Origin of the sequence: Novosphingobium sp. NBM11, assembly GCF_015390225.1 — a bacterium.
Taxonomy (GTDB): Bacteria; Pseudomonadota; Alphaproteobacteria; order Sphingomonadales; family Sphingomonadaceae; genus Novosphingobium.
Window position 1 is genome coordinate 2,288,976 of record NZ_VUOG01000001.1, and the last position, 19,488, is coordinate 2,308,463.

The following is a 19,488-nucleotide window of genomic DNA, read 5'->3' on the forward strand; positions in this document are numbered from 1 at the left end:
ATGAGGTTTAGAGCGCTTTTCGATCCTTCAGGATCGAGAAGTGCTCTAATATCAAACAAGCATAAACTTCGAAAATTCTGAATTTTTGCACAAAGAAAATACCCATTTTATCGCTAAAATTCAGTCAGATCGAATGATGAATCTGTTTAGCTAAGCGCTTTAGCGATTGCAGGATGTATACGAACTTCCCCTCTTTGATCTGGACTTCGGTTTCCGCGATGATACTGCTGGAAGAAAGGCTTCCCGTTTGCATCGATATATTTGAAGTAAAAAACACCCATCATGTAAAGAACGTCAATAAAATCATCTATATCATACTTGACGCCAGCTTTTTTCGCAGCCTGAAATGCCGAATTAACCGCATTTTTAAATTGCGTCAGTGTAAGTTGTGCGCTGCCGTCTAATTGAGTGGATACGATATTCTTGATACCCCGCTCCAGAAGGGGCATTGCTTCTGTCGGAATAAACGCAGCGAGCGCAGATTTGCACTCTCTCCATGATTGTTCAGAGTAGCTTCTTAAAATTGTATTGTATTTTTGTTTACTTATGACCACAGTATTTCCGTCTACAACCTGTGCGGCTTTAAAAAATCGAAATATGTCCCTTGGCTTTGCCCATGTGTAATTAAGAAGTTCAACAGGATCTATTTCTTTCAGGTAGGTATCCAGCAATTCAGTTTTTGAAAATTTCTTATCAATGGCAGCTTTGAATCGTAACGTGATAAAGTCAAAGATAGGGTGCGATTTGGTTGATGGATGGTGCTCCCAAGAAACTACCGCCCCATAGGATTCGACTGAATGCACAATGTCGGCTTGCGCAATTTCAGGCTGATCTAGAAACTCTCTACGAAGAGCAAGATAAATAATTACATCTATACCTTCTTCTGCAAATCTTTCGTTTATAGATTGTGCGGCAAGAATAGTATCTCTTACAAGAGCGGCGTCGGCCTGCAGCGTGTCTCTATCGCGAAACGCAAAGTGCATTTCGTCAAAAAAAATTCGTATTTTAGCACTTTGTGCTTTAGCTATGCGTGATGCCTGATTAAGAAAATCGTCGTTCGCTTTCTTTACAAGTTGGCTTGGGTCAACCTTTAATATACCCTTAGTTGCTTTTTCCAGATCAATATCTACAGATTGTACGACATTAAGAATGGAGTCAAAAGCAATCCGTAGCGCCTCTTTTCCTCCGACGCCAACTAGCCGTGTTATTAGGTCTTTTCCGCTGCCATTTTTTGCAGCAGAGGTATCGTTCGCCTTTAGCTTGGAGACAAGCAGCGACACCATAACCCTCTTTATGGCATGATAATAGAACTTAGTTGTTTTTAAATGATCTTCCTCAATAATAGACCCTGTTACTGATGAATTGTCAATTCTTAGAAGTTCTGCTTCGCGCAAAATTTCATTCTTGAATACAACAAACTCGGTTTCGTAGCCATTCTGCGTCGCAGCATAGTCCATGTGTCTCAATATTGCTGTCTTACCGGTCCCTTTTTGTCCAGTAATGATAAATTTTTGTCCATTGGTGAAATCTTCATAGTTCTGGATGTCGGGCCTACTCCATGCCCGAAGGTATAGTGGACTAGTGTTGGAGCGAAGTGAGTTCATATATTCAACATTTGCGTCCGGTTCACCAAATCGGATTTCCTTCAACAATTTTGTCATATGTACCCCCAATCCTGTGTACCTGCACCCCGCAATCGCGATTAAAGCTGCAAGCACCTACAATGACAACAGTGTGGCATTTTCTTTTCGTTGCCGCTAGAGCGCCTTCCAATAGAGTTGTCCTTCGTGCGTCAACGAATAATCGATGCAGCAAAGGCGGCTTTTGGCGAAGGCTGTCGTTGCCGCATGCCGATTGGAACGACGGCCTAGTCGAAGGGTTTCGGGCGCCGGCAGGCGTACGAAAGTCTTACAAGTACGACCCGCGGTGAGGCTCGCACAGGTCTATGGGTAAAAGGGCTTTGGCGTGGATTGGGGCGACTGAAGCAAGCCTATCAGCCAGTCCGTGATGGACGGAACAGCATGGAAGTCAGATGGCCATTGTGCTCGAAGCGCCACTGATCGTGTTGGCAATGAGCTCGATTCTGGCTGGGCTGGCGGCATCGACACACGTATCCCCATGGGCCGAGGCGTAACGTTCACGGCCATCATGCAGGATGGGCCATGCCGGATCATGGCGTGTTCTTTCGGATCGGTGGTGCCGATTGCGGCGGAGCGCGGGGCTGGCACCAGCGGGCGAACGTTTCGATGATGGTCATGTGCCCGCCGCAACATGGGCATGGCGGGCGATGATCGGTCGGTTCGTCGGGTTCGGTGTCGGTCTCTTCAATCTGCGCGGCGACGCCAAGCAGCCTGCGGGCCAGCGCCATGGCCTCCTTGTGGGTTGAACTGGCAAGTAGGCCGTAATGCCGGATGCGGTGGAAGCCGCGCGGCAGGACGTGGATCAGAAAGCGGCGGATGAACTCGTCGGTGGCCAGCGTCATGACCTGCTGGCGTTCGGCGCCATCGCGGCGGTAATCCTTGTAGCGGAACGTCACGCCGGTCTCGTCGAAGCCGATGAGCCGCCGGTTCGAGATGGCAACGCGGTGCGTGTAGCGCGAGAGATAGGCCAGCACCGCCTGCGGCCCGGCAAAGGGCGGCTTGGCATAGACCACCCAGCGCTTCTTCCGGATCGGGGACAGATGCCGCAGGAAGGCCTTGCGTATCGCTAGGCCCGCCAAGGTGCTGAAGAAGACGAGCTTGCCGGCATCGAACAATGCCAACAGGCGAGTGAGGAACAGGCGGCGGAATAACGCGCCCAGCACGCGCACCGGTAACAGGAAGGCGGGGCGTGACGAGATCCACCGCGTGCCGTCGAGCGCGATGCCGCCGCCAGGTACGATCATGTGCACATGCGGGTGGTGGGTCAGCGCCGATCCCCACGTGTGCAAGACAGCAGTGATCCCAACCCGCGTGCCGAGGTGCTTGGGATCGGCCGCGATGGTCAGCATCGTGTCCGCAGCGGCGCGGAACAGCAGGTCATAGACCACCGCCTTGTTCTGCCAGGCGATGTCGGCGATCTCGGCAGGCACCGTGAAGACGACGTGGAAGTAGCCGACCGGCAACAGATCGGCCTCACGCGCGGCCAGCCAGGTGCGCGCAGCAGCGCCTTGGCACTTGGGACAGTGCCGGTTGCGGCAGGAGTTGTAGGCGATCCGCCAGTGCCCGCAGTCGTCGCAGGCCTCGACGTGACCGCCTAGTGCAGCGGTGCGGCAATTCTCGATCGCCGTCATGACCTTGAGCTGGCCGAGGCTCAGATGCCCGGCATGGGCTGCACGATAGGCGGGCCCGGCGCTACGGAAGATATCGGCGACCTCGATCGAGGCGCGCACCGGCTCAGCCGGGAGGAGTCACCTGCGCCTCGAGTAGCGTCGTCAATTTGTCCAGCGGACTGATGACCGCGCGCACGGTTCGAGTTGCGACCGTGGTGTAGAAAGCGGTTGTCTCGAGGTTTGCATGCCCGAGCAGTGCCTGGATGATCCGGATATCGACGCCGTCTTCAAGCAGATGCGTGGCGAAGCTGTGCCGCAGAGTGTGTGGGCCGACCCGTTTTTTGATACCCGCAGCCTCGGCAGCATCGACAACGATCCGATGGAGCTGCCTGGTACTAAGCGGCTTGAGATAGTGCATGCCCGGGAACAGCCAGCCATCAGCGTGCATGACGCCCTGCTTGCGGCCAACCGTCCACCACTCACGCAAAAGGGCAAGAAGGTCAGCGGGCAGGAGCGCATTGCGATATCGCCCGCCTTTACCGCGCTCCACTCGCAGGAGCATGCGCTTGCTGTCGACATCACGGACCTTCAGCATCGTCACTTCGGCGGCGCGCAAGCCAGCGCCATACGCAACGGACAGTGCGGCCTTGTGCTTCAGGCAGTTGGTCGCGCCAAGCAGAAGCACGACTTCGTCGCGGCTGAGGACAACGGGCAAGGAGCGCGGATTCTTGACCGTATAGAGCTTGCGGGAGAGATCCGGGCGATCAATGGTGTGCGTGAAAAAGAACCGCAGCGCAGAAACGATGCTGTTCATGGTCGGGATGCCAATGCCCGCCTCGCGCTGTTCAACCTGGAATTGCCGGAGCTCTTCTACGGTCGCAGTATCGGGAGGGCGCCCAAGATATGTGGCGAACCGCGCGACGTGGCGCACATAGTCGAACTGGGTCTTCCGCGTGAACCTGCGCATGTTCATGTCTTCGATCATGCGCTGACGCAGCGAAGTGGCGGGGGCATCGGACAGAACGGTGGTCATAGTACGACTCCTTGGTTGAAAGGAGCCGCGATCGTCTGCCTACTTCGCCCAGACCTCAACTTACGCTCAGGCCACCGATCACTGGCCACACCTCAAAACAAGCGCCACTCCCGCGCCAGCGGGTTCGTACAAGTCCCGAAGATTACCACAGTCTGACGTGCGCCGAACCGGCTCTATCTCGAGAATATTTGGCGCCACGTTGACCGGTGCATTGTTACCCCGGCTTTCGAATCGGAATGACGTCGGCACGAATCGGGAAATTGCGCCGGGATGGCCTACGCACATGAAACGCACCGAAACGGATAGAATTGGCGTGTTTCCGCACCATCAGCCGCGTGTCGCTGTCGATGGGCGTCCCTGGCGCGCGGTCTAGAGCCGGTTCCCGTCGCACCGCCAAGTTCCGGTTTTCGTTCGACGCCGACGGTTAATATCCGGTTGACGAGCCTCGCGCATCCAACGGCGGCCAGCGCCAAGGCCTGACAACCCGCCCCCAATCGCCACAACACACCAAAACCGGCTGTTTTCCGGGGCGATTTGTGATACAATCCGCAACGGTGTTGTCCGGTCGACCTGTTCGGCACGGGGCATGTTCCGGGGCTGGCGGCGCGTCCGCCTTTCGCGGGCATGAGCCGGTCAGGAGCAACCGCAGGACTGAAAAGCTCCGGCCAGATGCCTCGGCGTCTGGCCGGGCGGTCCTTCCGCACCGCCCTTCCTTGCTGGCAGTTGTCTGGTTTTCCTGCTTCGTCATTGCGAGCGTAGCGAAGCAATCCAGCGCGTCACGCGGAACCCTGGATTGCTTCGCTGCGCTCGCAATGACGAGGGTGCGGGTTCAGTCCTCGGGCGCTTCGCTGTTGAGCTGGATGTAGTTTGGCAGGCCCATGCGCGCGATCATGTCGAACTGCTTTTCCAGCGTGTCGACATGCTCCTCCTCGCTTTCGAGGATGTGCTGGAACAGATCGCGGCTGACGTAATCGCGCACGCTTTCGCAATGGGCGATCGCGTCCTTGAGCAGCGGGATCGCCTCCATTTCCAGCGCGAGATCGGCCTTGAGGATTTCTTCCACGGATTCGCCCACGCGCAGCCGGCCCAGCGCCTGGAAATTGGGCAGGCCATCAAGGAACAGGATGCGGTCGGCCAGCTGGTCGGCGTGCTTCATCTCGTCGATGGATTCGTGCCGTTCGAACTGGGCGAGCTTCTTGATGCCCCAGTTGTCGAGCAGGCGGAAATGCAGCCAGTACTGGTTGATGGCGGTCAGTTCGTTGAACAGCGCCTTGTTGAGAAATTCGATGACCTTGGCGTCGCCCTTCATGGCGCGGCTCCTTCAAACGTCCGGGGTGGGCCGCAGCCTATGCGGCCCGCGCCCATCGGCCAAGCGCGAACGATTCGCGCGAGGGGCGGCGGTAAGGACAGGCGGTTGCGGTCAGGCGCCAGTGGTCAGGCGCCAGTGATCAGGCAAGCGCGCAGGCGCGCTCGTCCGCCACCACGTCCTCGGCATCGTCCAGGCACTGGCGGCACTGGGGCTGGCAGCCCAGCCGGGCGTAGAGCGCTTCGGCATCGCCCGAATGGCTCCGCGCGGCGCCCCGCAGGTCCTTTTCGCGAATGGCATTGCAGATGCAGACGTACATCAGGACACCCGATTCTCTCGACCGACGGAACATCTTTTAATGCGAGGCAGTCTCAATAGCAAGGGCGAGCTCGTGAATATCCTCTTGGCATCGCCCTCCGGGACAGTCCCGATTGCCAAGCGTTGCGTTCCGCGATAGAGCTACTCCCGCATCAAGAGTTGGGGTGGACGCCCCGACGCCAACCTGCCGATCCGGGCAAGGTGGCGCTCCGCAAGGAGGATGTGGCCGATCCGGCAACCAAACGGACACGGACACGCGCGGCGTCTTTCCCCACGGGACGAGAAGAAAGACGCCAGGACTGTGCCGATCCGGATTGCCGACAACCTGCCCGCCCGCCGCACGCTCGAATCCGAAGGTGTGATCGTGATGGGCGAAACCGAAGCCGCGCGGCAGGATATCCGCCCGCTGCGCATCGCGTTGCTGAACCTGATGCCCGACAAGATCACCACCGAAACCCAGATCGCGCGGGTGCTGGGCGCCACGCCGCTGCAGGTGGAACTGGAACTGCTGCGCATTTCCGACCACGTCAGCAAGAACACCTCCGCCGGGCACATCGCCGAATTCTACCGCCCCTGGGCGGACGTGCGCGGGGAACGCTTCGACGGGCTGATCGTGACCGGCGCGCCGGTGGAGCAGATCCCGTTCGAGGAAGTGACCTACTGGGACGAATTGCGGCGCATCTTCGATTGGTCGCAGGTCAACGTCCACCGCACGCTCAACGTCTGCTGGGGGGCGATGGCGGCGCTGCACCATTTCCATGGCGTGCCCAAGCACGGGCTGGCGTCCAAGGCCTCGGGCGTGTTCCGGCATGACAACCGCGCGCCGGCCAGCCCGTGGATGCGCGGGCTGCCCGACGTGTTCGACGTGCCCGTTTCGCGCTGGAGCGAAGTGCGCGCCACCGACCTGCCCGAAGGGCGCGGGCTGCGCGTGCTGGCCGATAGTGCCGAGACCGGGCTGTGCCTGATCGACGATCCCGCCCACCGCGCGCTGCACATGTTCAACCACCTGGAATACGATACGCTGACGCTGGCGGGCGAATACGCGCGCGACGAGGGCGGCTATATGCCGCAGCACTATTTCCCCGGCGACGATCCGCAGGCTGCGCCCGCCAACACCTGGCGCGGCCACGGGCACCTGCTCTACGGCAACTGGATCAACGAGACCTACCAGACCACGCCGTTCGATCTGGCCGACGTGGGCGGGCGCTGAGCAGGGGCGCCAGGAAGGGGCGCCAGGAAGGGGTAGGTGCGGCATCAAAGCCAGCGCCCGCTTGCCTTTCCGGGCGGACCTGACTATGGGCGCCTCCTTCAACCGACACACCATTCGGGATTCGCCTGGCTGAAAGGGCTGCCACGGCGAATCTGGCGCGTCGAATCTAGGAGACGAAAATGCCCAAGCTCAAGACCAAGAGCGGCGTGAAGAAGCGGTTCAAGATCACCGCTTCCGGCAAGGTGAAGCACGGCGTTGCCGGCAAGCGCCACCGCCTGATCAGCCACAACGCCAAGTACATCCGCCAGAACCGCGGCACGGAAGTGATTTCCGACGCCGACGCGAAGGTGATCAAGAAGTGGGCGCCCTACGGGCTGAACTGAGGAGCGCTGACTTATGAGCCGTATCAAGCGTGGTGTTACCACCCGTGCCAAGCACAAGCGGATTCTGGACCAGGCCAAGGGTTACCGCGGCCGTCGCAAGAACACGATTCGCGTCGCCCGTCAGGCCGTCGAAAAGGCCGGCCAGTACGCCTATCGCGACCGCAAGGTTAAGAAGCGCACCTTCCGCGCCCTGTGGATCCAGCGCATCAACGCCGCGGTCCGCGCCGAAGGCCTCACCTATTCGCAGTTCATCCACGGCGTGAAGCTCGCCGGGATCGAACTCGATCGCAAGGCGATGGCCGATCTGGCGATGAACGAAGGCGGCGTGTTCAACGCCGTGATCGCGCAGGCCAAGGCAGCGCTTCCCGCCGCCTGAGCCGTTCGCATCGCGAACCGCATCAAAGGGCATTGGTCCGTTCTGGACCAATGCCCTTTTTGCTGGAAAATCAGAAACTACCCCCGATTCTGCTAACCTGCGTGACAATATCGCCGATCTGGAGGCTTTTGCAGCGCGCAACAAACGATTATGGCGATTTGTAACGGATTGCTACTTAGCAACGATTCCGAAGGGTCGCGCGATTGCCAGCGGATTGCCGCGTAAAGGTTCGATTCCATCAGCCGCCCCTGGCGCTGCGCCCCTATTTCACGACGTTTTACCTCACCGAGATCGACATTCCCGAGGGGCAGCGGGTGCAGGATCACCTGCATCCCGAATGGGCCAACCTGCGGCTGTTCCAGGGTGTGACGCCCGAAGCGGAGATCGCGGGGATCAAGGGGCCGCCCGGCATTGCCGCGATCGGCACCGGGCCGACGAGCACGACCATCCGCTTCACCGCCGGCCGCTGCCGCATATGGGGCATCGGCCTGTTGCCGCTGGGCTGGGCCAAGTTCGCGCGGGCGCCGGCACACCTCTGGGCCGATCGCATCTTCGATCCCTGCGCGGAGCCTGACTTCGCCCAGTTCGGTCCGCTGATCGACGGCGTATTCGGCGCGTGCGTGGACGAAGCGGCGGAACTGGAACGGATCACCGCCTTTTTCGCGGCGCGCGCGGACATGCCGGCGCCCGATGAAGACCGGATCGTGGCCATCCATGGCGCGATCGTCGATCCGGAAACGGGCTCCGTGGCGGACGTGGCCGAAGCGACGGGGCTGGCTTCGTACACCATCGAGCGCATCTGCCGCCGCTACTTCGGCTTCGCCCCGCGCCTGCTGCTGCGGCGGCAGCGCTTCATGCGCAGTCTGTCGCAGTACATGCTCGATCCCGAACTCAAGTGGATCGGCGCGATCGACGGGCACTATCACGATCAGGCGCAGTTCGTTCGCGATTTCCGGCGGTTCATGGGGATGACGCCGCGCGCCTATGTGGCGCATCCGCGTCCGGTGCTGTCGGCCGTGATGCGCGCGCGCTTCGAGGCGGCCGGCGCGGCCGTGCAGGCGCTGCACCTGCCGGCGCGGACCGGGGACTGATGCAACGGGGGGCGCTGCGTTTCGCCCTTTGATTCCGCACCGTTTGGCGCTAGCGGCACCGGCGATGGAACAGCTTGAACAACAGCAGGCCGAAACGCTGGGCGCGATCGCGGACGCCGCAACGCCCGAAGCGGTCGAGGCGATCCGCGTAGCCGCGCTCGGCAAGCAGGGCTGGGTCAGCGCCCTGCTCAAGACGCTGGGCGGCATGTCCCCGGAACAGCGCCAGAGCGAAGGCCCGAAGATCCACGCCGCGCGCGAGGCGGTGACCGCCGCGCTGGCCGCGCGCAAGGGCGCGCTTGAGGCAGCGGCGCTCGATGCGCGGCTGGCGGCCGAGACGGTGGACCTTTCGCTCCCCGCGCCCGAAGCACCGAGGGGATCGGTCCATCCGGTCAGCCAGGTGATGGACGAGCTGGCGGAAATCTTCGCCGACATGGGCTTCGCGGTGGCGTCCGGTCCAGAGATCGAGGACGACTGGCACAACTTCACCGCGCTCAACATGCCCGAAACGCACCCGGCGCGGGCGATGCACGATACCTTCTATTTCCCCGACAAGGATGCGGAAGGGCGCGCCATGCTGCTGCGCACGCATACCTCGCCGGTGCAGATCCGCGCGATGCTGAAACAGGGCGCGCCGCTGCGCGTGATCGCGCCCGGCCGCGTCTATCGCAGCGACAGCGATGCCACGCACACGCCGATGTTTCACCAGATCGAAGGCCTGGTGATCGACAAGGGCATCCACCTTGGTCACCTGAAGTGGACGCTGGAAACCTTTCTCAAGGCGTTCTTCGAGCGCGACGACATCGTGCTGCGCCTGCGCCCGAGTTACTTCCCGTTCACCGAACCGTCGGTGGAAGTCGACGTGGGCTACACCGTGATCAACGGCAAGCGCGTGGTCGGCGGCGGCGGTGACGTCGCAAACGGCGGCTGGATGGAAGTGCTGGGCTCGGGCATGGTCAACCGCCGCGTCATCGAATTCGGCGGGCTCGATCCCGATCAATGGCAGGGCTTCGCCTTCGGCACCGGTGTCGACCGGCTGGCCATGCTGAAATACGGCATGGACGATCTGCGCGCGTTCTTCGATGGCGATGTGCGCTGGCTGCGGCATTACGGTTTCGGCGCGCTCGATGTGCCGACGCTTTCCGGCGGCGTGGGGGTGAAGGCATGAAGTTCTCGCTTTCGTGGTTGAAGGACCACCTCGATACTGGGTCCGACGCCGATGCCATCGCGCGCAAGCTGACCGCGCTGGGCCTTGAAATCGAAGGCGTGGAGGATGCCTCCGCCGCGCTGGGCGCGTTCCGCATCGCGCGCGTGCTGACGGCGGAAAAGCATCCGCAGGCGGACAAGCTGCAGGTGCTGTCGGTCGATGTGGGAGACGGCGCGCCGCTCCAGGTGGTCTGCGGCGCGCCCAATGCGCGCGCGGGGCTGGTCGGTGTGCTCGGCCTGCCTGGCGCGGTCGTGCCCGCGAATGGCATGGAACTGCGCAAGTCGGCCATTCGCGGCGTCGAATCCAACGGCATGATGTGTTCCACGCGCGAGCTGGGCCTTGGCGAGGAACACGATGGCATCATCGAACTGCCGGCCGACGCGCCGGTGGGCGCGACCTTTGCCGACTACCTGGGGTCGGACCCGGTGTTTGACGTGGCGATCACGCCCAACCGGCCCGATTGCATGGGCGTGTACGGCATCGCGCGCGATCTGGCCGCCGCGGGGCTGGGCACGCTGAAGCCCGTGAATGCTGCGCCCGTCGCTGGCGCGTTCGCGTGCCCGGTGGACATCCGCATCGAGGACGCCGAAGGCTGCCCCGCGTTTTACGGCCGCGTGATCCGGGGCGTGAAGAACGGCCCTTCGCCGCAGTGGTTGCAGGACCGGCTCAAGAGCGCCGGCCAGCGCCCGATCTCGGCGCTGGTGGACGTGACCAACTACGTCATGCTCGCCTATGGCCGCCCCGCGCACGCCTATGATCTGGCGAAGCTGAACGGTGCGGTCGTGGCGCGCCGGGCCACCGATGGCGAGAAGGTCGTCGCGCTCAATGGCAAGGAATACACGCTCGATTCGACGATGACGGTGATCGCCGACGCGGCGGGCGTGCACGACGTGGCCGGCATCATGGGCGGCGAGCATTCGGGCTGCGCCGACGATACCACCGATGTCCTGCTCGAAGTCGCCTATTTCGATCCGGCGCGCATCGCCCGCACCGGGCAGGCGCTGGCGCTAACCAGTGATGCGCGCGGCCGGTTCGAACGCGGGGTGGACCCGGCGTTCCTCGATGCCGGGATCGAGCTGCTGACGCGGCTGATCCTCGACATCTGTGGTGGCGAAGCGTCCGAGGTGCTGCGCGTGGGCGCGCCGCCGCTGGCGCGCAAGACCGTGGCCTACGATCCTGCGCTGGCTGGCCGGCTGGGCGGCGTGGCGGTTGCCGAGGATGAACAGCGCCGCATTCTTGCCGCGCTGGGCTTCGAGGCGGCGGCGGGAGAAGGGTCCGGCTGGACCGTGACCGTGCCCACCTGGCGCCCCGACGTGGATGGCGCGGCCGACATCGTGGAGGAAGTGATCCGCGTGCACGGGCTGGACGCGGTGCCTTCCACGCCGCTGCCGCGCGCGGACGGCGTGGCGAAGCCCACAGCCACGCCGGCGCAGATCGTGGAACGGCGCATGCGCCGCGCCGCCGCGGCGCGCGGGCTGAACGAGGCGGTCACCTGGTCGTTCCTGCCCGAAGGCGAGGCGGAGCATTTCACCGAAGGCGATGGCGGGCTGTGGGTGCTGGCCAATCCGATTTCGGAAGACCTCAAGGCGATGCGCCCGTCGCTGCTGCCGGGCCTGCTTTCGGCGACCCGGCGCAACCTCGATCGCGGTGCGGCGTCGGTCCGCCTGTTCGAGATCGGCCGCCGCTATCTGCGCGGTGAGGCCGGGGCGAGCGACGAGAAGCTGAGCCTCGTGGTGGTGCTGGCAGGGGAAAAGACCCCGCGCGGCTGGAAGACGGGCAAGGCGCAGGCCTTCGATGCCTTCGACGCCAAGGCCGAGGCGCTGGCGCTGCTGGCCGAAGCCGGCGCGCCGGTCGACAACCTGCAGGTCATGGGCGAGGCCGGGCCGCAGTTCCATCCGGGCCAGTCGGCCACGCTACGGCTGGGGCCGAAGACGGTGCTGGCACGCTTTGGCATCCTGCACCCGGCGACCGCCAAGGCCTTCGATCTCGACGGGCCGGTGGCCGCCGTGGAGTTGTTCCTCGATCGCATTCCCCCGAAGAAGGCCGCGTCCGGCTTCGCCCGGCCGCACTATGCGCCGCCCGCGCTGCAGGCGGTGACGCGCGATTTCGCCTTCCTGGTCGCTGCCGGCGTGCCGGCGGGCGACCTCGTCCGCGCGGTGAAGGGGGCCGACAAGGCCAACATCGTCGCGGCGCGGCTGTTCGACGATTTCCGCGGCCAGGGCGTGCCCGAGGGGCAGAAGTCGCTGGCGGTGGAAGTAACGCTCCAGCCGGGCGAGAAGAGCTACGACGATGCCGCGCTCAAGGCGATTGCCGACAAGGTGGTTGCGGCGGCGGGCAAACTGGGCGGCGTGCTGCGCGGATAGGTCGACAGATCACGCGCAAGCCGCCATGCTGCACCTGCGCAGGAGGACGGCTTGCCGTGAGGGACCATGCTTGAAAATCCCGTACCCGAAGACCTCGTCACCATCGCGTCTGGCGCGCTGACCGCGCGGGTCCATCCGCTGGGCGCGGAACTGTGGTCGCTGCGCGATGCCCAGGGCCGCGAGTTCATGACCGATGCCGATCCGGCGTTCTGGACCGGTCACGCGCCGCTGCTGTTCCCGATCGTGGGGGCGCTGGCGGGGGACCGCTATCGCATCGATGGGGATACCTTCACGCTGCCGCGCCACGGCTTCGCGCGGCGGATGCCGTTCGAGCTGGCGGCGCGGGACGACGATCGCGTCACCTTTCGCCTGACCGACAGCGCGGCGACTTGCGCGGTCTATCCCTTCGCCTTCGTGCTGGAGATGGCCTTCGTGGTGGACGGCGCGACACTGCGCATGACCGCCACCGTGTCCAACCCCGGCGCCCGGCCGCTGCCGTTTGCCTTCGGCTATCACCCCGCCTTCGCCTGGCCGCTGCCCGGCGGCGCGGCGAAGGCGGCGCACCGCGTGGTGTTCGAACGGGACGAGCCGGCCGCGCTGCGCGTGCTCGACGCGGCCAGCGGACTGGTCGCCCCCGAACCGCGCGCCACCCCGGTAAAGGGCCGGGAGCTGGCGCTTTCGCCCGATCTGTTCGCTGATGACGCGCTGATCTGGGACGACCTCGCCAGCCGGGCGCTGTGCTATGGCGCGGACGGCGGATCGTGGCTGGACATCGCGTTTCCGGACACGCCGATGCTGGGGCTGTGGCAGAAGCCGGGGGCGAACTACCTGTGCATCGAACCGTGGCAGGGCCATGCCGATGCGGTGGGCTTCGCCGGCGATTTCCGCGAGCGGCCGGGCATGGTGCTGCTGCCGCCGGGCGAGCGGCGCCATTTTCGCATGGACGTGACGGTGCGGGCGGCGTGAGCGAGGCCACCACCAAAACCGCGCCGCCGCGCTCGGCCAGACGGACGTGGATACTGCTGCTGGGCGTGCTGGCGGCGCTGCTGGTCTTCGCCGGCACCTACGGCCGGCATCGGCAGGAGACGGAGATCCGCAACGTCCTGTTCGCCAATTCGGCGCTGGCGGCGGCGCAGCTCGAAGGCTGCATGATGCAGCGCGTGCCGCTGGCTGGCGGCTGGAGCGCCGTACCGGAGACGGCAGGGCACCGCCGCGCGTGGAACGCGGCGCGGACCCTGCGCGTGGACGTGATCGATCAGGGCGCGCGGCGGCGCCTTGAAATCGCGGCGCAAGGCGGTCGCGCGCTCGATGCCGGGGAAGCGGCGGCGCTGAAAGCCTGTCTGGGCGGCCAGCGTTAGCGTCCTGGCCCGCTGGACGATGGACGCCGGGCGGCCCCTCGGCTAGGGGCGCATCCCATGTCCAATCGCCGCACCTTCGCCATCATTTCGCACCCTGACGCGGGCAAGACCACGCTGACTGAAAAGCTGCTGCTGCAAGGCGGCGCGATCCATCTCGCGGGCGAGGTCAAGGCGCGCGGGCAGGCGCGGCGCGCGCGGTCGGACTGGATGAAGATCGAGCAGCAGCGCGGCATCTCGGTCACGTCCTCGGTGATGACGTTCCAGAAGGACGGCATCGTCTTCAACCTGCTCGATACGCCGGGCCACGAGGACTTCTCGGAAGATACCTACCGCACGCTGACCGCGGTCGATTCGGCGATCATGGTGATCGACGCGGCCAAGGGCATCGAGCCGCAGACGCGCAAGCTGTTCGAAGTGTGCCGGATGCGTTCGGTGCCGATCATCACGTTCGTCAACAAGGTCGATCGCGAAGGCCGCTCGGTATTCGAGACGCTGGACGAAGTGGCCGATGCACTGGCGCTCGATGTGGTGCCGATGGCGTGGCCGATCGGCATGGGCGGCCTGTTCCAGGGCGTGCTGAACCTCGCCACCAACCAGATCAGCCGGCCCGAGGGCGACAGCCGCGAATTCCTGGGCAAGGTGGAGCCGGCCGCCGATATTCCCGACGACATCGCCGAGGAGATCGAGCTGGCGCAGGCGGGCTATCCCGAATTCGATCTCGAAGCCTATCGCCATGGCGACCTGACCCCGGTGTTTTTCGGATCGGCGCTCAAGAACTTCGGCGTGGCCGAACTGATCGACGCGATCGCGAAATACGCGCCGCCGCCGCGCCCGCAATCGTCGGAGCAGGGCACGATCACGCCGGAGCGGCCCGACGTGACCGGCTTCGTGTTCAAGGTGCAGGCCAACATGGACCCGCAGCACCGCGATCGCATCGCGTTCATGCGCATGGTTTCGGGCACGTTCAAGCGTGGGATGAAGCTGACTCCGTCGGGGCTCGGCAAGCCGATCGCGGTCCATTCCCCGATCCTGTTCTTCGCGCAGGACCGCGAGATTGCCGATACGGCGGAAGCCGGCGACATCATCGGCATTCCCAACCACGGCACATTGCGCGTGGGCGATACCCTGTCCGAACGCAACGACGTGCGCTTTACCGGCCTGCCCAACTTCGCGCCCGAGATCCTGCGGCGTGTGGCGCTGAAGGACCCGACCAAGACCAAGCAGTTGCGCAAGGCGCTGGACGACCTTTCCGAAGAAGGCGTGATCCAGGTGTTCTACCCGGAAATCGGCGCGCAGTGGATCGTCGGCGTGGTCGGCCAGCTCCAGCTAGATGTGCTGATTTCGCGGCTGGAGGCGGAATACAAGGTGGAAGCGGTGCTGGAACCCTCGCCGTTCGACACCGCCCGCTGGCTGAAAGGCTCGCCCGAGGCGCTGAAGGCCTTTGCCGATTTCAACCTGTCGAACCTCGCCAAGGACCGCGATGGCGATCCGGTGTTCCTGGCGCGCTCGGCCTGGGACGTGGGCTACCAGCAGGAGCGCAACCCCGAGCTGGCCTTTTCCGCGACCAAGGAAAGATAGCCGCCGGCAGCCGCCCATAAGGGTGGACTTCCGGCGCGTCTCCTGTTGCACTGCACCCAACGAAAAGGCAGGAGGGAAGGATGGACTTGCTGGGACCCACTTCGCAGAGCTTCGTCTCGCAGCGGCTGCGGCTGCACTATGTCGACTGGGGCAACACGGAAAAGCCGCCGCTGCTGCTGATCCACGGCGGGCGAGACCATTGCCGCAGCTGGGACTGGACGGCCGAGGCCCTGCGCGAGGACTGGCACGTCATCGCCATGGACCACCGCGGCCACGGCGACAGCGAATGGGTTTCCGACGGCAATTACCGCACCATGGACATGGTCTATGACGTGGCGCAGCTCGTCCACCAGCTCAACCTGGCGCCGGTGACGATCGTCTCGCATTCGTGGGGCGCCAACGTCTCGCTGCGCTATGCCGGTCTGTTTCCCGAAGACGTGCGCAAGCTGGTGGCGATCGAGGGCATCTTCCCCACGCCCGAATGGGAAATGCGGATGAAGGACGTGCCCTTCGCGCGGCGCATCCGCGAATACATCGCCGAAAAGCGCAAGGCCGCCGGCCGCCTGCCGCGCCGCTATCCCACGCTGGAAGACGCCTATGCGCGCATGAAGGCGGAAAACCCCTATCTGACCGACGAGCAGGCGCGGCACCTGACCAAGCACGGGATCAACCGCAACGAGGACGGGACGTTCACCTGGAAGTTCGATCCCTACGTCCATCTCGACCATCCGTTCGACATCAGCAACGAGCGCAAGCACGAGCTGTGGGAAGCGATCACCTGTCCCACGCTGCTGCTGAATGGTGCGGATTCGTGGGCGGGCAACCCCGAGCGCGACGGGCGCATCCGGCATTTCCGCGACGCCACGGTGATCGAGTTCGAGAACGCCGGGCACTGGCTGCACCACGACCAGTTCGGCCGCTTCATGAAGACGCTGAAGGACTTCCTGTGATCGCCGGTCCGGTCGTGCCGGCGCTCAACGCCTTGCGCTGACTGCGGCCCCGGCGGTGCGGCTTACGTTCGCCAGCTACAACATCCACAAGGGCGTGGGGCTGGACCGGCGCCGCGATCCCGATCGCATCCTGGGCATCCTGCGCGAGATCGACGCGGACGTGATCGCGCTGCAGGAAGCCGATCGCCGGTTCGGCACGCGCGAGGCGGTGCTTTCGCGCCAGGCAATCCTCGAGCACAGCCCCTGGCGCCCGATCGCCCCGAACGGGGCGATGACCGGACGCGGCGGTGGCGCCCGCCCGGCGAGCATCGGCTGGCACGGCAACGTCCTGCTGGTGCGCCGCGAGATCGCGGTGGACGCGGTGGGCGCGGTGCCGCTGCCGACGCTGGAACCGCGCGGTGCGATCTGCGCGGACCTGCGCGTGGGGCAGGCCCGCCTGCGGGTGGTGGGGATGCATCTGGATCTGTCGGGCTTGCGCCGGCGGCACCAGTTGCAGGCGATTTGCGATCATGTGGAGCGCTGCGCCGGCGCGGCGCCCACCGTGCTGATGGGTGACATGAACGAATGGTCGGCGGCGCGCGGCGCCTTTCGCGGGCTGGAGGAAGGCTGGCGCCTGCTTGCACCGGGACGCAGCTTTCCGGCGCGGCGGCCGGTGGCCCAGCTCGACCGGATCGTGGTGAGCGGCGAATGGCAGGTGGAAGACCTGGGCGTGCACCACAGCGCGCTGTCGGCGGTCGGTTCCGATCATCTGCCCGTTTGGGCGCGCCTGGCGCTGCGGTTTGCCTAAAAATTAGGCAAAAGGTCCGATTTGCACAAGATTCGGGCTGATCGTGGCCGCGCTATCGGATTTTGCGTCCAAAAATCCTCGGATTCCTGAACTTTCGGTAAATGGCACGCCCTTTGCTTTGAGAAATCTCGCCGGCGGGTCGCCCGGCGTAGAGGCCTGGAAAGGGGGGCGTGAATGAAGTTCATCATCGCCATCATCAAGCCGTTCAAGCTGGACGAAGTGCGTGAAGCACTGTCGGCTCTGGGCGTGGCAGGGATGACGGTGTCGGAAGTGAAAGGTTTCGGTCGGCAGAAGGGGCAAACCGAAATCTATCGCGGCGCCGAGTACTCCACCAACATGCTGCCCAAGGTGAAGATCGAGATTGCGGCCAGCGATGACCTCGCTCCGCAGATCGTCGAGACGATCCAGCAGACCGCCAGCACCGAAGCGATTGGCGACGGCAAGATCTTCGTTCTGGATCTCGCTTCCGCCACGCGCATCCGCACCGGTGAATCCGGGGACACCGCGCTTTGATTTCCGACACGAGGGGAACCCATATGATCCGTAAGATGATCAGTGGCGTTGCGGGCGTGGGCGTATCGCTCTTCGCTTCTACCGCCGCTTTCGCACAGGCCGGCCCGATCAAGGCGCCGACCGCCGAGCAGATGGCCACGATGGTCAACAAGGGTGACACTACCTGGATGCTGCTTTCGGCCACGCTCGTCCTCCTGATGAGCATTCCCGCACTCGCGCTGTTCTATGGCGGTCTCGTCCGCACCAAGAACATGCTCAGCGTGCTGATGCAGGTTTTCATGATCGTGTCGGTCGCCGCCCTGTGCTGGGTGAGCTGGGGCTATTCGATGGCCTTCACCGGCGGTTCGCCGTACTTCGGCGGCCTTTCCAAGATGTTCCTGGCCGGCGTTTCGGCCTCGACTTACGCCGCGACGTTCTCGAACAACGTCTACATTCCCGAATATGCCTACGTCATCTTCCAGATGACCTTCGCCTGCATCACGCCGGCGCTGATCGTCGGCGCGTTCGCGGAACGCGTGAAGTTCACGCCGCTGATGATCTTCACGGTGCTGTGGCTGACGCTGGTCTATTTCCCGATGGCCCACATGGTGTGGTACTTCGCCGGTCCTGACTTCCTGGCCGATGCGCCGACCGATGCCGGTCTGCTCTATGGCTGGGGCGCGCTGGACTTCGCGGGCGGCACCGTCGTTCACATCAACGCGGGCATCGCCGGCCTCGTCGGCTGCCTCGTGATCGGCAAGCGCGTGGGTTATGGCAAGGAAGCCACCCCGCCGCACTCGCTGACCATGACCATGATCGGCGCCTCGCTGCTGTGGGTGGGCTGGTTCGGCTTCAACGCCGGTTCGAACCTCGAAGCCAATGGCCTGGCCGCGCTCGCCTTCATCAACACCTTCGTCGCCACGGCCGCCGCCGCCGTTTCCTGGGCGATCGTCGAGCAGATCAAGCACGGCAAGCCTTCGATGCTGGGTGCCGCCTCGGGTGCCGTCGCCGGCCTCGTCGCGATCACTCCGGCCGCCGGCTTCGCGGCGCCGATGACCTCGATCATCCTGGGTCTCGTCGTCTCGCCGATCTGCTTCCTGTTCGTCTCGACCGTGAAGAACGCGCTCAAGTACGACGATACGCTCGACGTCTTCGGCGTGCACTGCATCGGCGGGATCGTCGGCGCGATCGGCACCGGCATCGTCGCCAACCCGGCGTTCGGCGGCCAGGGCTGGGTGGACTACACCGTGTTCCCCGCCGTTGCCGGCAAGTACGACATGGCGGCCCAGGTCTTCACCCAGATCAAGGCCGTGCTGCTGACGCTGGTCCTCTCGGGCGGTGTCTCCGCGATCCTCTTCTTCGCCCTCGACAAGACCATCGGTCTGCGTCCCAGCGAAGAAGCCGAACGCGAAGGCCTCGACATCACCGAGCACGGCGAACGCGCCTACAACTACTGAGTTACCGAGCTTGGCGGGGCGGGGGGTGTGATCCTCTCCCTCTCTCCCCCGACCCCGCCAGACGATGTTCCTCCTGCGAACAGACTAAGGCCGGAGTGCTAGCCCACTCCGGCCTCTTTTATTGTCTGGCGCAAAAGGAGAGCGCGACAGGCGCCCGGAAAGGTCCACCGTCGGAAAAATGCGCGGCGCTTAAGAGCTTTGCAACCGCTGGTCGATACTGAGGTCACTTCGGCTCAACACCCAGAGCATACGAAAGACTACGTAGTGGGCAGCAACAAGCTAAGAAGTCTGTTGGGGCGTCGGTCCGGTGCGGGGGAAGGAAACTCCCGGGC

18 protein-coding genes and 1 riboswitch are annotated in these 19,488 nt (G+C 63.7%); of the genes, 13 read left to right on the forward strand and 5 right to left on the reverse strand.

Going from position 1 to position 19,488, the window contains the following annotated elements; genetic code table 11:
- Nucleotides 1–146: 146 nt before the first annotated feature.
- The 5 genes from F1640_RS10930 to F1640_RS10950 all read right to left on the reverse strand — a co-directional run bounded on the left by F1640_RS10930 (nucleotide 147) and on the right by F1640_RS10950 (nucleotide 5,908).
- The gene (locus F1640_RS10930) at nucleotides 147–1,661 is read right to left on the reverse strand and encodes a P-loop ATPase, Sll1717 family (protein ID WP_194919167.1); all 1,515 of its coding nucleotides are present in this window, start codon (nucleotides 1,659–1,661) and stop codon (nucleotides 147–149) included.
- A 509-nt stretch (nucleotides 1,662–2,170) separates the two neighbouring features.
- Nucleotides 2,171–3,370 (reverse strand): IS91 family transposase, encoded by a 1,200-nt coding sequence (locus F1640_RS10935; protein ID WP_194919169.1) that lies wholly within the window; start codon nucleotides 3,368–3,370, stop codon nucleotides 2,171–2,173.
- 4 nt (nucleotides 3,371–3,374) lie between these two features.
- Nucleotides 3,375–4,283: a tyrosine-type recombinase/integrase gene (locus F1640_RS10940; RefSeq protein WP_194919170.1), complete on the reverse strand. Its 909-nt coding sequence runs from the start codon at nucleotides 4,281–4,283 to the stop codon at nucleotides 3,375–3,377.
- Nucleotides 4,284–5,112: 829 nt separating this feature from the next.
- Nucleotides 5,113–5,592: a bacterioferritin gene (gene bfr / locus F1640_RS10945; protein WP_124810524.1), complete on the reverse strand. Its 480-nt coding sequence runs from the start codon at nucleotides 5,590–5,592 to the stop codon at nucleotides 5,113–5,115.
- Between the two features lie 139 nt (nucleotides 5,593–5,731).
- A complete protein-coding gene (locus F1640_RS10950) occupies nucleotides 5,732–5,908 on the reverse strand; it encodes a bacterioferritin-associated ferredoxin (RefSeq protein WP_124810523.1) in 177 nt (58 codons plus the stop codon).
- Between the two features lie 143 nt (nucleotides 5,909–6,051).
- Nucleotides 6,052–6,159: riboswitch (SAM-I-IV-variant riboswitch) on the forward strand.
- A 49-nt stretch (nucleotides 6,160–6,208) separates the two neighbouring features.
- Here F1640_RS10950 and metA point away from each other — a divergent pair.
- The 13 genes from metA to F1640_RS11015 all read left to right on the forward strand — a co-directional run bounded on the left by metA (nucleotide 6,209) and on the right by F1640_RS11015 (nucleotide 19,156).
- Complete coding sequence (gene metA / locus F1640_RS10955; RefSeq protein ID WP_194919171.1) at nucleotides 6,209–7,117, forward strand: homoserine O-succinyltransferase; 909 nt, start codon at nucleotides 6,209–6,211, stop codon at nucleotides 7,115–7,117.
- A 179-nt stretch (nucleotides 7,118–7,296) separates the two neighbouring features.
- Nucleotides 7,297–7,500 (forward strand): 50S ribosomal protein L35, encoded by a 204-nt coding sequence (gene rpmI, locus F1640_RS10960; RefSeq protein WP_124810521.1) that lies wholly within the window; start codon nucleotides 7,297–7,299, stop codon nucleotides 7,498–7,500.
- A 13-nt stretch (nucleotides 7,501–7,513) separates the two neighbouring features.
- Nucleotides 7,514–7,876 (forward strand): 50S ribosomal protein L20, encoded by a 363-nt coding sequence (gene rplT, locus F1640_RS10965; RefSeq protein ID WP_124810520.1) that lies wholly within the window; start codon nucleotides 7,514–7,516, stop codon nucleotides 7,874–7,876.
- 203 nt (nucleotides 7,877–8,079) lie between these two features.
- Entirely contained in the window at nucleotides 8,080–8,967 is an 888-nt protein-coding gene (locus tag F1640_RS10970) for an AraC family transcriptional regulator (protein ID WP_194919172.1), read from the forward strand.
- A gap of 64 nt (nucleotides 8,968–9,031) precedes the next feature.
- A complete protein-coding gene (pheS, locus tag F1640_RS10975; protein WP_124810519.1) occupies nucleotides 9,032–10,132 on the forward strand; it encodes a phenylalanine--tRNA ligase subunit alpha in 1,101 nt (366 codons plus the stop codon).
- Nucleotides 10,129–12,534 carry a phenylalanine--tRNA ligase subunit beta gene (pheT, locus tag F1640_RS10980; RefSeq protein WP_194919173.1) on the forward strand — a complete coding sequence of 802 codons (2,406 nt, stop codon included), beginning with the start codon at nucleotides 10,129–10,131 and terminating at the stop codon, nucleotides 12,532–12,534. The genes pheS and pheT overlap by 4 nt, the downstream gene beginning before the upstream one ends.
- 66 nt (nucleotides 12,535–12,600) lie before the next feature.
- Nucleotides 12,601–13,500, forward strand: a complete 900-nt coding sequence (locus F1640_RS10985) for an aldose 1-epimerase family protein (protein ID WP_194919174.1) — start codon at nucleotides 12,601–12,603, stop codon at nucleotides 13,498–13,500.
- A complete protein-coding gene (locus tag F1640_RS10990) occupies nucleotides 13,497–13,892 on the forward strand; it encodes a hypothetical protein (RefSeq protein WP_194919175.1) in 396 nt (131 codons plus the stop codon). The genes F1640_RS10985 and F1640_RS10990 overlap by 4 nt, the downstream gene beginning before the upstream one ends.
- A gap of 57 nt (nucleotides 13,893–13,949) precedes the next feature.
- On the forward strand, nucleotides 13,950–15,470 hold the full coding sequence (locus F1640_RS10995) for a peptide chain release factor 3 (protein WP_125954382.1): 1,521 nt from the start codon (nucleotides 13,950–13,952) through the stop codon (nucleotides 15,468–15,470).
- A gap of 80 nt (nucleotides 15,471–15,550) precedes the next feature.
- Entirely contained in the window at nucleotides 15,551–16,420 is an 870-nt protein-coding gene (locus F1640_RS11000; RefSeq protein WP_124810514.1) for an alpha/beta fold hydrolase, read from the forward strand.
- A 55-nt stretch (nucleotides 16,421–16,475) separates the two neighbouring features.
- Nucleotides 16,476–17,207: an endonuclease/exonuclease/phosphatase family protein gene (locus tag F1640_RS11005; RefSeq protein ID WP_194919177.1), complete on the forward strand. Its 732-nt coding sequence runs from the start codon at nucleotides 16,476–16,478 to the stop codon at nucleotides 17,205–17,207.
- A gap of 174 nt (nucleotides 17,208–17,381) precedes the next feature.
- Nucleotides 17,382–17,720, forward strand: a complete 339-nt coding sequence (locus F1640_RS11010; RefSeq protein ID WP_124810512.1) for a P-II family nitrogen regulator — start codon at nucleotides 17,382–17,384, stop codon at nucleotides 17,718–17,720.
- Nucleotides 17,721–17,743: 23 nt separating this feature from the next.
- A complete protein-coding gene (locus tag F1640_RS11015) occupies nucleotides 17,744–19,156 on the forward strand; it encodes an ammonium transporter (protein WP_125954384.1) in 1,413 nt (470 codons plus the stop codon).
- The last annotated feature ends 332 nt before the right edge of the window (nucleotides 19,157–19,488 follow it).